The organism is Nocardia ninae NBRC 108245, assembly GCF_007990755.1.
Classification (GTDB): Bacteria; Actinomycetota; Actinomycetes; order Mycobacteriales; family Mycobacteriaceae; genus Nocardia; species Nocardia ninae.
Map to the genome: position 1 here is coordinate 25198 of NZ_BJXA01000084.1, position 12126 is coordinate 37323.

A 12126-nucleotide genomic window follows, 5' to 3' on the forward strand; every position below is an offset into this window, starting at 1 on the left:
GGCGGCGAAGCGCGAGTGGTCGTGCCCTCATGTCCCGTTCAGTGATCAGCGGCCCGCCGGACGGGACGTGGCGGCGATTACAGCTGTGGCCGGCTTCCGGAGCAGGAACATGCCGAACTACAGGCGCTTGTCGAGGCGCAACCGAACACGAGGCTTGACTGAGAAGACCGCCGATCTCGTCCGAGCTGTGGTCCGTGATCGCAGTCGATGGTGGCGCAAGGTGGTTGGTGCGCAGGAACCGTCGGCGGCGGGGCGGGGGAGCTTAGGTTGCGATGTCCTCGGCCGACTCCACCGCCGACATGAAGTGGGTGAACAAGGGCCAGGGAAGGTTCACCTTGCCGTGTGGGGTCAGCACCGCCCGGTCAACTGTGGCCGGAGTGAACGGGCCGTTCGGTGTTAGGTCTGGGACGAGCACTTCGAGGTAGGTGTTGGTGTTGGGATCCGGGTCTGGCACACAGAGTTCGTAGCACCATACTTCGCGGTCGCTGAAGTAGAACGAGTTGACCTCGCATCGCTGGTCCCCGTAGTGCCAGGCGTTGTTGGACCGCCGGATATCGCCGACCACCTCAGTCTGTTGGCTGTTCGTGGCGATGTCTCCGGAGGCCTGCACATGGTCGCGGAACCGGCGCAGGACCAGCCAAGGGATCGAGCCCGGGCCGAAGCTCACCACCACGTAGTGCTGGGATTTCGGGGCGAACGGGCCCTTGTCGGGAGTCTTGTCCGCAACGCTGACATCGAGGTGCGGTTCGGTGCCGGGCGGGCCGGTAATCCCTTGCAGTGCATAGGTCCAGGCGTCGTCGGGCAGGCAGTAGTACGAGCTGACCTCGTACAGATTGCCGTCGTGCTCCCAGATCTCCACATCGGCAGCATCGCACGGAACCGTGGGCGGCGCGGGTGGGTTAGTCCGGGCTGCTCAGCCGGTGCAGGATACGCCGGCAGACTTGATCAGAGCCAGGAGCGGGAATCCTTGCGCAGGACGCGAATGATTCTCGAAGCGGCGAGTCCTGAGGCGAGGCCGATCAGTGCTGTGATGGCACGGCTCCCTCGGTTGCCGATCGGGCGGTAACGGACTGTGCCGTCACGGATTTCGATGTAGCCCATGGCGCGTACGTCTGCGCCGCCGCCTTCGGCTCCGTCGCTGGATCCGGTGCGACTGTATCCGAAGCGTGCGCGCGCGACGGGGATGACTGTGATGCCCTCGGCAGTGACGGGTTCACCGAATACTGTTGCCGCACGGGCCTGCTCACCGAGAACGCCCGCCTCTTGCTGCCGCAGTTCCGCAGAGATCGCTGCGACGTCCGCCCGTTCGATCGCATTGAGCGAGGGGTCAGGCTCCTGCGCTGCCTCCATTGCCGTGAACCCTTTCTAACCGTCGCCGCCTTCCACCGAACAGTAACCGCAGTCGATGGCGGAAGTCGTCAGCGCGCCGCCCCCGCGGCCTTGAATCTGCGGATACCCCGGCTCAGTAATGGCTTGTCCCACAGGCTCGGTGGCGTGTGTTCGGGATCCAGCAGTTCGTTCTCCGCCAGCGGACTGTCCTCGTCCTCGACGGTCTCCGGCTCGAATCGCACCAGGGTCCGGCCGTCGCCGCGCAACGCCTCGACCGTGCGGAGCAGCGATGACGTCTCGGTGAGGGTGGCATCGAACTTCGCGGGTTCGGCACCGAGATGCTCGCAGATCAGCTGGCGCCGGATGCCGAGGATGGTTTCGCGCAGCTGGTCACCGTTCGCGGTGGCGGGGGTAACCTCCACGGCCAGATCGCATTCGGTGTCGAATCCCATCGAACGGTTGTTGAGGTTCGACGATCCCACCCGCAGCAGTCGATCGTCCATCACCAGCACCTTGGCGTGGACATAGATCGGGTTACCGGCGTCGGTGACGGGGTAGTAGACGCCGAGCCGGTTCTCGGTGTCGACCTTCCACAACAGATGCAGTAAGCGCCGGCGAGCACCATCCATCGCCTGTTGCTCGAGCCAGCCGTCGGCGTGCCGCGGCAGCACCAGCACGATCTCCGGACCGTTCGGCTCGCGCAGCCGCGCGGCGATCGCCTCGGCGAGGGTGCGCGAGGCCAGGTACTGGCTTTCGATGTACAGCGACCGGGTGGCGCCAGCGATCGCCGCCAGATATAGCGCTTCGATCTCCCTGACCTCGGCGCGGTCGGCGAGCTCGGGGAAGGTTCGCGCGATACCGACATCCACGGACCGCATCGTCGGCTCCAGCCCGTCCGGCCACGGTGTGTCCCCGGCGATTTCGTCGATCGCGGCCAATTGCTGTCCCGTCGCCGCCTGCCAGCGGGCCCGGGCCAATTCGCCGATCGCCTTCGCTGCGGCACCGTCGACGGCGGTGGTCGCGTCGTGCCATGGTCCGTACCGGTTGCCGTTCGGCTTGGTGCGGTAGTGGTTGTCGTCGCGGTGGTCGCCGGTGTCCCAGCGGTCGACGGTCATGTCGATGCCACCGCAGAACGCGAGCGCGTCGTCGATCACCACGATCTTCTGATGGTGCGCCGAACCCAGCGGGTGCGCGCCGTCCATCTCGAAGTGCAACCGTCGATCGGTGATCCAATTGACCACGAAGATCGGCGTCATCCCGCGGCTGATCGCGGCGAACGCGCCGACATTCCATTTCAGCAGGTAGATGTCGAGGTCCGGTCGCACTTTCGGCAGCCAGGACAAGAATCTGCCCAGCCGATCAGGTCCTTCGAGGGTCTTGCCCTGCGGTTCGAACTTGATCCGGGTATCGAAGTCCCAGCCGATCAGCACAATGCGCTTGCGCGCCTGCAACATCGCGGACTTGGCATAGCGGAAATAGTCGGCCGCATCGACAATGCACGCCAGCCGATCGGCCCGGGCGATCTGCCAGCAGGTTTCGCCGGGGGTGAGGATTTGCTGCTCATCGCTCATGCTGTGGTCAGTTCTCCCGTCCGGCCGGACACCCGTTCCTGCAGGTGAACGATTCAGAGTACTGGTAACAGGCGAGAATTCAGGGCCGCGGCGAGGACGACCGTGGTCAGTCGCGGTAGATCGCTACGTGAGCGTTGGTAGCGGTCCCGACGCTGAAGGGCCCGATGCACGAGGCCGTGCCACCGCCCGACGGACTGAACGAACCGCTCCACGAGCCGTTATAAGGGCCGACGGCCATCAACGGGAACGCATTCGGCACGCCGTGCAAGCCGAAGCACTCGACGATCAAGGCGTACTCCCTGCCTGCGGGGGCGTCGACATCATGGCATGTGGCCGTCGCACTGATCAGATCCCGCGTGATCACGCAGTCCTGTGGCGCAGCTCGAGCCGCGCCGACGCCGGTCATTGCGGTAACGCCCAGACCCAACACTGCAGCGGCCGTTACTCGTGCGGTGGCGACTGTCGGACTTCTCATTCGAATCCCTTTCATCGGAAGATCCTGCACAACGAGAGGAACAGTGGATTGCCGGTCTGCTGTTTGGTCGAGCATATCTTGCCGTTGACAAGTTACATTCCACTGTGGAATATAGTGGAGTCAGTCGGCGGTCCGCCGTCTCCCTCCTGATCGAAAGAGCGTCTATGCCCACGCTTCCCTGGATGACAGTCGGGGTGCCCAACACGTCCGAGGTCCAGTGCATGGCCTCCCGCCTCGAGGTCACGTCTCTGCTCAGTGCACCCGGGTTCCTCATCGCTTCACTGGCGCTGTGGTGGCAGGCCCGCCGCTCGCCGGGAGTGCTGGGCGTGGCCTTGAAGGCAGAGATGCTGAAGGGGACATTCTGGACTTATTCGGCCTGGGACGACAAGGCGGCCATCTACGCCTACGCGGGGTCCGAGCCGCATAAGTCAACCGTCGGGCGCAAGCGAAAAGTCATGCGGGACGCGACCTTCGTGTTCTTCACCGCACCGGTGGACGAGTTGCCCCTGCCGTGGTCCGCGATCCGCCTCCGCATCGCCGAGCAACGCGACTCGACACAATCGGATCACAAGCCTGCGCAATGACCGGTTTCGACGTACCCGCGGGCTGCGGCGACGGTCACCGACGTCCTGGTCGATCCACCGAAAACGACGGACTTCGGTCTGGCACTGCTGCCCGAACCGTGCACGATCGATCCGGAACAGGTGATCGAACACCCGAACTCGGCGGAGCTCGAGGAGGAGTTTCGGCAACGAGTGAAGCAGTGGAGGATGGTCGACTGGCAGATCAGACGCTGGTGCCGACTCGACTCGGCAATCTGATGGGTTGCACTGCAACGTGTTTGGATGCGGAGGCGCCGTCGGCAGCGGGTCGGGTCAGTCCGGGCTGGTTGTCATGTGGGTATGCAACTGCTCGAGGATGCTTTGCAGGCTGCGTCGGCGCGCTGGGGTCAGAATTTCCAGCGCCGCGCGGACGCCGTGCATCCCCTCGCGCAGCTGCATGGCGATCGCGGCGCCCTCGGCGGTGGCGACGACCTTCTTCACGCGGCGATCGGCTTGGTCGATGTGCCGCTCGACCAGTCCGCGCTGCTCCAATCGATCGATGAGCAAGGTGATGTTCGATGCGTCACAGGACAGGTCTCCGGCCAGTTCACGCATTGCTCGCGGTTCGGCCAGCAGGCAGACGAGCTTGGCTTGGCTGTAGGTCAGGTCCAAGCTCTGCGCCGCGGCGAGAAAGTCCTGTTGGTAGACGCGGCAGAACTCCGAGAGGGTCGCCATGACATCGAGTGCGGTCGGCGCGGCCGGTGGCGAGGAGTGTGGCACAGTGCAAAGGTATGCCGAATACTTGACGAACTCAAGTTTCTCGGCGGGTCCCCGCGTCTGTGCCGCTCGACGGAATGCTTGACAAAATCAAACACTCTCGGTTGTACTGTCGATGAGTTGCTTGAGTTGCTCAACTATCTGAAGGCTCGAGCGCCCCCTGGCTCTTCCCCATACCGCGGCCGACCACGGTGCTGTCACCGGCTCGGCGCCGATTTCGGAGACGATATGACCTCGGTAGTAGACACCACTCGGATCCGGCGGTTGCTGGATCGCCCATTCACTGTCGGAGACCTGACCGTTGCGAACCGGATCGCGATGGCCCCGATGACCCGCAATATGTCGCCGGACGGCGTTCCGGGACCCGACGTCGCCGAGTACTACGCCCGCCGGGCAGCCAACAATGTCGGTCTCATCGTCACCGAGGGCACCTACATCAACCGGGCTGCGGCCGGCGCCTACGACAACGTGCCGCACTTCTACGGTGAGCAGTCGCTCGCCGGCTGGGCGCACGTGGTCGAGCAGGTGCACCTCGCGGGCGGAAAGATCATTCCGCAGCTGTGGCATACCGGAGTGGCGCGCATCGCGACCGAGCCGCCCGCCGAAAGCCCGTCCGGGGTAGGGCTGTCCGGTGATGCGACCGGAAAAGCCATGACGCAGCGCGATATCGACGATACGGTCGCCGCGTTCGCCGAGGCGGCGGCCGCGGCGGAGCGCCTCGGCTTCGACGGCGCCGAACTGCATGGCGCGCACGGCTATTTGATCGACAGCTTCCTGTGGAGCGGCACCAACCAGCGCACCGATGGCTACGGCGGTGACCCCGCGTCCAGGGCCCGGTTCGCCGTCGAGATCGTCGAGGCCGTGCGTGCCGCCGTCTCGCCCGGTTTTCCCCTCTTCTTCCGGCTATCCCAGTGGAAGTCCGGGAACTACGAGGCCAAGATCGCCGAGAGCGCGGGCGAGCTGGACCAGCTCCTGGCGCCACTGGTCGACGCGGGTGTGGACGCCTTCCACGCCTCGACCCGCCGATACTGGCTCCCCGAGTTCGACGGTAGCGACCTCAACCTGGCCGGCTGGGTCAAGAAGCTCACCGGCAAGCCAACGGTGACCGTCGGCTCGATCGGACTGGACCAGGAGTTCGTCGGTTCCGGCGGCTGGCAGAAGCAGGCCGCCGTCGCGGGCATCGATCAGTTGCTCGATCGCCTCGAACGCGACGAGTTCGACCTCGTCGCTGTCGGCCGAGCGCTGCTGGCCAATCCCGACTGGGCCACCAAGGCGCTGCAAGGCCGCCTCGATGAGACGATCGCCTTCGACCGCGCAGTGTTGAAGTCCCTCAACTGATCCCAGCCTTTAGCCAACCCGCTCCCTGGGCGAACTCGATGGACCGCCGGCAGGGACGCCGTGTGTCGGACTACTTGCTGGCAAGTTCTTTGGCGCAGGCGTTGAGGATTCGGCCGAACACATGGCCGACCACGGTTCTGGCGATGCTGCCCACAAAGGAGCCCGCATCGATGGCGGTAGTCCAGACCACCCGGGTTCCGCCCGGCACCGTCGTGAACGTCATCGATGCGCCTTTGTGCGGTATAGGCGGAAAACTACGGTCGACGACGTAGCCGAACGAATGCGGCGGCTCATAGCTGGTGATGCGCTCATAGAAGTGGCCGATCAGCCAAGTGTGCCGCCGGATCGCGCCGACCCCGTATGCCGCGCCTTCGCCCGGCCGGGTGAGCTTGTCACGCAACACCCAGGCCGTGCGCTCGTAATTCGTTGTAGTGGCACACCATTCGAAGACTTTCTCGAGCGGTGCGGCGATGGTGCGCTCGACAACGATGGTTTCCATATCGATCCCCCTTGGTGTTGTTCCGGACGTGCCTCTTGGACACCGGCCGACTCTTGATCGTGACATCGCGCGATGTGGTCTGCCACACGGCAACATCGTGATTCGCGTTGCGCGCATCGACGGTCCGCGTATCGGCATGCCCGGATCCGGCGTTGAGCGGCCTAGCGCGCCCTCGACGTCGATCGAATCAATCGTCAGCGCCGTGGGAATCTGATCCTGCGCCCCACCCCATCGGGATGGCCGCCTGCCGCACGCTGTTCGGTAGCGAACTGTGTGAGCCGGGCGCGGACGTCGTCCGGCATCGCCGCAGTTCTTCTCGTCCCGAGGTCGACGTGCAGGTCCAGCTGTTCGGAAACGGCCACCCGTGTCCGGTCGCCGAGATTGCGTACCTCGTGAAAGAAGTGCAGCCGCTTGGCATCCACGCCCAGCAACCAGGAATCGACGGCCAGCCGCGACCCGTGCAGCACCTCTCGTTCGTAAGTCATGGCGGTCTGCACGACGACCTTCCCGAACCCGGTTGTCCGGACGTACTCGTCGCCGAGACCGAGGGCGTCGGTGAACGCGGCATGGGCGCGGTAGACCACGATCCCGTAGTACTGGGCGTTCATATGGTTGTTGATGTCGATCCACGTCGCATCGACGTCACATTCGAGGGTTCGCAAACCGCCACCTTCCCCGCGCTGTCAGCAGTTACGAGGCTCAGGCTACAACCAAGCAGTTGCTTGGTTCAACTGATGCCTTGCCTGCTATATCTGAATTCGGTTCTTACGGAGGGCTTTTGCGGCGCTTGCGCATGAGCGCCAAGTCACGCCACATCAGCTTGTGCTGTCGAACCACCCGACCGCCGAACAGCGCGCAGGACTGACGGAGTCGCTCGCGAACGAGTCTGCCCGAGTTTCGGATGGCACCGCCCGGGTAGATCTTGATTTTCTGCTCCGATCGACAGGTGACGTGCGCGGTGGCGTGGCAACGACGATGACCAATCTCGATATCGAACGCGCGTACCTGATCGCCGGCATCGCATTGTTGTTGGCGGCCACGCTGCCTCGGCTCTTCAAGGATCGGGCGATCACGGCGCCGATGCTGATGCTGGGGGTCGGGGCGGTCGGGGGACTGGTGATCGGGCCGACCGGCTTGCGAGCCGTGTCCCCGTTGTCCCATCCGACCGTGATCGAACACCTCGCGGAGGTGTGTGTGATCGTGGCGCTGATGGGTGTCGGGCTGGCCATCGACCGTCCGCTGCACTGGCGTACCTGGGGGTCCACCTGGCGGTTGCTAATGATCACGATGCCGCTGTGCATCGCGGCGGTGGCGGTATTCGGGTGGTGGGCGGCGGCGTTGTCGCCTGCCGCCGCGGTTCTTCTTGCCGCGGTGCTGGCACCCACCGACCCGGTGCTGGCCTCGGATGTGCAGGTGGAGGGGCCGACGCCCGGCGGCGCGGGCTCCGCCGAGGAGGACGACGAGGTGCGTTTCGCGCTCACTTCGGAGGCGGGCCTCAACGATGCCCTGGCCTTCCCCTTCGTCTATTTGGCGATCTTCCTCGCGACCCAGGGCTCGGTGCAGAACTGGTTCGCCGGTTGGTTCGCGTGGGAACTCCTCGGCAAGATCGCCGTCGGCGCCCTCCTCGGGGCCATCGTGGGGGACCTGCTCGGGCGCGGCTTGTTCCGATTCCCCATCGAGAACGCACGACTCGCCGACCAAGGCGAACCGATCGCCGCCTTGGCCGCGGTGTTCGCGGTTTACGGGCTCACCGAACTCGTCGGCGGCTACGGCTTTCTCGCGGTGTTCGCGTGCGCGATCGCCATGCGACGGATCGAGCGCGACAGCGGATACCACGAGCAGATGCACAGCCTGGTCGAACAGTTGGAACATGTCCTGACGCTTGTAGTGCTGCTGCTACTCGGAGCGGCATTGACCACCGGCCTGTTGAACGCGCTGTCCTGGCAAGGAGCCGCGGTCGGTGTCCTGCTCGTTTTCGTCTTCCGGCCGTTCGCCGGGTGGCTGGCGTTGCAGCGATGCGACGAGATGGCGCCGAAAGAGCGCGCCGTCACCGCATTCTTCGGCGTCCGCGGTATCGGCTCGGTCTACTACGTCTCCTATGGCCTGACCCAGGCAGCCCTTTCCTCGGAAGCTGAGACGCTGTGGGCGATCACGGCATTCACGATCGTCCTGTCCGTGCTCGTTCACGGCGCCAGCGCGGGATGGGTGATGAAACACCTGGAGAACGTTCGCGGGAAGGAGAGTGCCTGACGCGGTCGGAATCGCGCAAGCTGAACGACCTTGATTGCTGTCGTTTGTGCGCCGACGAGCCGGGTAGGGCGTCGATGGGTGGCTATCAGCCCGGCCATCCAGGCAGACCAGGAGGTATCAACCATGGCAACACAACGCATCGACAGCACTGCGGATGTCATCGACTTCCTAGTGGAACAACACAATCGGATTCGGCAGCTGTTCACCGAAACCGCCGCGGCGGTGACCCCGGAGGAACGTGAGCAGAAGTTCTTCGAGCTGCGTCGGCTGCTCGCGGTCCACGAGACCGCGGAGGAGGAGATCGTCCACCCGCGGGCTCGCCGTGCCATCGATAACGGCGACGCCATCGTGGACGCCCGGTTGCAGGAGGAGAACAAGGCCAAGCAGGCGCTGGCCGAACTCGACAAGATGAACGTGAACTCGCCGGAATTCGGCGTGAAACTCGCCGCCCTACGCGACGCGGTACTCAACCACGCCGGGCACGAGGAAAGCGAGGAGTTCAAGCAGCTGCGGACCCAGCTCGATCAGAACGACCTCGAGCGGATGCGCGGCGTTGTCGAATTCGCCGAGAAGACCGCGCCGACCCGGCCGCACCCGGGTGTGGAGTCCGCACCGGCGAACATGTTCGCGGGTCCGTTCGCCGCAGTGCTCGACCGGGTACGCGACGCAATCTCGAAACCGCGTCAGTAGCAACACCTTTCGCTATGAGGTAACACGAGCGGCGGTCGCGGGCACTGAAGCCTGACCGCCGCTCATGCTGTTCGGCAGGCAACGGCCACTGCATGATTCGGTGCGGGTGGTTGCCGTGTCACTGCTCAGGCGAAGACCTCACCCCCGCTGTCTATTCGTCGAACTCCGGGCCCGGGTATCAGGACGTCCAGATCCCGCGTTGAGCAGCGAACGGATCGGGTTCGACACGGCCCTGATCGGACCAGATCATCGTCTGCCGCTTGTCCAGCGTGTAGCGGGGCCAATTCGAACCCGGGTCACGGTTTTTGATGAAAGCAACCCACGACATGTGCATGGCGTCGGCCAGTGCTTGCGGCGGCGCGTCACCCTCTACGTCGGTGACGCCAGGTGCTTTCAGCAGATCGAACTCGAACGGCAGGTCCAGGCAATGCGCTGCCAGCCCGCGATAGCTCGGAGCCGTTGACGTCCAGTCGAATTCGTACAGCCAGGTCGGCAGATTCAGCCCGGCCCGTGCTTCGGCGACCCGATACGACGGTCCGCGAATGATGCTGTCGCTGATGGCTTGACCGGCCAGCTGGGTCGGGTCCGCGCCGGGATAGGCGGCACGGTAGGCGTCCATGTCGGCCCCTCGACCGGCGAGCGCGAGCGGACTGGCGGCCGCCGCTTCCGGATTCTGCGCGAGCATGGTTGCCGCCATATTGAATTCGTGCCTGGTGAAGCCGAGCAGCAGCGGAATGTCGCCGCCCGCACCGTTGTTCAACATTGCCGGTGTCGCGTCGGGGATCAGCTGGCCGTCGGCGAACGGTGCCAAGCCCAGCATCGGCACGCTCTCGCTACCCGGCCCCGGCGCCTGGAGCGCATCTTGCAGGTCGAGCACCTTGTCCTCGGGCAGGGCGCGTAACGCGGCCGCCGTCGCGGGCACTCCGGTGCGCCGGGTGAACAGCTCGGCGACGGCGCGTCCCGCAGCGAGATCGTTCGGTTGGGTCACCGCGCCGGACGCGCAGATGCCGGCCCGGAACAGACCGCGCGCGGACGGCGTGGCCATCAGCGCCCAGACCGCCCCGCCGCCTGCGGACTGACCGGCGACGGTGACCTGAGCCGGATCGCCACCGAACGACGCGATATTGTCGCGAACCCACTGGAGACCCGCGATCCAGTCCAGCACCGCTCGATTGTCCGGAGCGCCGTCGAGGCGCAGGAAGCCATCGATGCCCAGCCGATAACCGACCGAAACCACCACCACCCCATCACGATTGAACGCGGTGCCGTCGTACCAGGGGCTGGCGGGACTGCCCGCGACGAAGCCGCCGCCGTGGATCCACACCAGCACCGGCAGCGCGCGCGCCGACGGGTCCGGGGTGAAGACATTCAGGTTGAGGATGGCCGCGCCCGGAATGCTCGGCTCCGGGATGGTGGTCACCGAACCCAGCGATCGGCGCTGGGCGGTGGGGCCATACGTGGTGCACTCCAGCGTTTCGGTCCACGGCGCGGGCGGTACCGGAGCCGCGAACCGCAACGCACCGACCGGCGGCTTCGCGAACGGCACACCGAGGAACGCGATGCCGGTGTCGCGTCGGCTACCCCGGACCGGACCGTATGTCGTCTGGACGACGTCCGACGGAGTGCGCTCGGCCGAGCACGCGGCGGCCAACGCCAGCGCGCCGGCTCCGAGCAGCACCGTCCGGCGGGTCAGGTGGGGCATTGCGACCTCGATTCGTGTGTGTGGTTGACCAAGGCATGTTCGCGGTTCCCCCGGAAATAAGTCAATGGTTGAAAAAATTCTCCACCAGCCTATTGTTGGATTGTGGAGACAAGTCCGGCACACGATTCGGTGGCCGTCCGCCGCCGCAATCTGGGATTGGTGCTGCGCTACGTCGCCGAGCACGGTCCCTGCGCGCGCACCGAGATCGCCGTGGCCACCGGCCTGTCGCACGCGTCGGTCACCACCCTGGTGGCCGACCTCACGGCCCGCGGGCTACTGCGTGAAGACGGCGTACTGAACAGCGGTGGGCGCGGGCGGCCGCGCCGCCTGCTGCGCATGGTCCCGCGCCGCGCGGTGACCGTCGCGGTGCAGATCTCCGCCGAACAGCTCCGCGTGGCCGTCGCCGATCTCGCGGGCACGATCGTGTGGCAGGACGCCGTGCCGCACCACAGTGCCGCCGGCGTGCCCGCCACCATGGCGGACGCGGTCGCCACCGCGGTCCGGCGGGCCGAAGCGGCGGCGCCACCCGGCGCGGAACTGGTGCGCGTCGCGGTGGCGATGGCGGGGCCGGTCGCTGACGACGACGCGCAAACCGTGCTCGTCGCACCGGATTTCGGCTGGCTGCGTCCCGTCCGATTGCGGGCGCTGATCGCCGCCCGGCTGCCCGGCCGGACCTGCCCGATCGACGTGATCAACGATGCGAACGCCGCCGCACTGGCCGAATATCACGCGCAGCCACGGCGACCGCGCGGCGTCGTCTACATCGCGGCAGGCACCGGCATCGGCGGTGGCGTGGTGCTGGACGGGCGCATCCACACCGGCAGCCACGGCATCGCCGGCGAACCGGGGCACATGCCCGTCGCCATCGACGGACCGCCCTGCGCCTGCGGTGCGCACGGCTGCCTCGTCTGCTACGCGGGCCCCGAAGCGCTGCTCACCGCCGCCGGTCTCGG

At 65.9% G+C, this 12126-nt stretch carries 13 protein-coding genes; 5 read left to right on the top strand and 8 right to left on the bottom strand.

The features are described from left to right. Positions 1-262: 262 nt before the first annotated feature. From NN4_RS37420 to NN4_RS37435, 4 genes are all read right to left on the bottom strand, one after another. Positions 263-859: a hypothetical protein gene (locus NN4_RS37420; protein ID WP_147141054.1), complete on the bottom strand. Its 597-nt coding sequence runs from the start codon at positions 857-859 to the stop codon at positions 263-265. 86 nt (positions 860-945) lie between these two features. Then, positions 946-1350: a GerW family sporulation protein gene (locus NN4_RS37425; RefSeq protein ID WP_147141056.1), complete on the bottom strand. Its 405-nt coding sequence runs from the start codon at positions 1348-1350 to the stop codon at positions 946-948. Between the two features lie 68 nt (positions 1351-1418). After that, positions 1419-2900 (bottom strand): phospholipase D-like domain-containing protein, encoded by a 1482-nt coding sequence (locus NN4_RS37430; protein WP_147141058.1) that lies wholly within the window; start codon positions 2898-2900, stop codon positions 1419-1421. Between the two features lie 106 nt (positions 2901-3006). Then, the gene (locus tag NN4_RS37435; RefSeq protein WP_246181298.1) at positions 3007-3375 is read right to left on the bottom strand and encodes a hypothetical protein; all 369 of its coding nucleotides are present in this window, start codon (positions 3373-3375) and stop codon (positions 3007-3009) included. A 182-nt stretch (positions 3376-3557) separates the two neighbouring features. Here NN4_RS37435 and NN4_RS37440 point away from each other — a divergent pair, with 182 nt between their 5' ends. Continuing rightward, positions 3558-3959 carry a DUF3291 domain-containing protein gene (locus NN4_RS37440; RefSeq protein ID WP_147141060.1) on the top strand — a complete coding sequence of 134 codons (402 nt, stop codon included), beginning with the start codon at positions 3558-3560 and terminating at the stop codon, positions 3957-3959. 291 nt (positions 3960-4250) lie between these two features. Here the strand turns inward: NN4_RS37440 and NN4_RS37445 are convergent, their stop codons facing one another. Next, positions 4251-4697, bottom strand: a complete 447-nt coding sequence (locus NN4_RS37445; protein ID WP_147141061.1) for a MarR family winged helix-turn-helix transcriptional regulator — start codon at positions 4695-4697, stop codon at positions 4251-4253. 225 nt (positions 4698-4922) lie between these two features. Between NN4_RS37445 and NN4_RS37450 the strand changes: the two genes are divergently transcribed. Next, on the top strand, positions 4923-6032 hold the full coding sequence (locus tag NN4_RS37450) for an NADH:flavin oxidoreductase (RefSeq protein WP_147141063.1): 1110 nt from the start codon (positions 4923-4925) through the stop codon (positions 6030-6032). A gap of 70 nt (positions 6033-6102) precedes the next feature. Here NN4_RS37450 and NN4_RS37455 read toward each other — a convergent pair whose 3' ends face one another. Continuing rightward, positions 6103-6531 (bottom strand): SRPBCC family protein, encoded by a 429-nt coding sequence (locus tag NN4_RS37455; RefSeq protein ID WP_147141065.1) that lies wholly within the window; start codon positions 6529-6531, stop codon positions 6103-6105. A gap of 194 nt (positions 6532-6725) precedes the next feature. Beyond that, on the bottom strand, positions 6726-7193 hold the full coding sequence (locus NN4_RS37460) for a thioesterase family protein (RefSeq protein ID WP_147141067.1): 468 nt from the start codon (positions 7191-7193) through the stop codon (positions 6726-6728). Between the two features lie 313 nt (positions 7194-7506). On the opposite strand from NN4_RS37460, the gene NN4_RS37465 reads away from it, so the two are divergent. Further along, a complete protein-coding gene (locus NN4_RS37465; protein WP_147141069.1) occupies positions 7507-8781 on the top strand; it encodes a cation:proton antiporter in 1275 nt (424 codons plus the stop codon). Positions 8782-8904: 123 nt separating this feature from the next. Further along, positions 8905-9471, top strand: coding sequence for a hemerythrin domain-containing protein (locus NN4_RS37470; RefSeq protein ID WP_147141071.1), 567 nt, complete (start codon positions 8905-8907; stop codon positions 9469-9471). A gap of 178 nt (positions 9472-9649) precedes the next feature. On the opposite strand, the gene NN4_RS37475 is transcribed toward NN4_RS37470, so the two are convergent. Continuing rightward, positions 9650-11173: a carboxylesterase/lipase family protein gene (locus NN4_RS37475; RefSeq protein WP_147141073.1), complete on the bottom strand. Its 1524-nt coding sequence runs from the start codon at positions 11171-11173 to the stop codon at positions 9650-9652. Between the two features lie 102 nt (positions 11174-11275). On the opposite strand from NN4_RS37475, the gene NN4_RS37480 reads away from it, so the two are divergent. After that, the coding region (locus tag NN4_RS37480; protein WP_147141075.1) for an ROK family transcriptional regulator at positions 11276-12126 on the top strand (851 nt) is incomplete at its 3' end.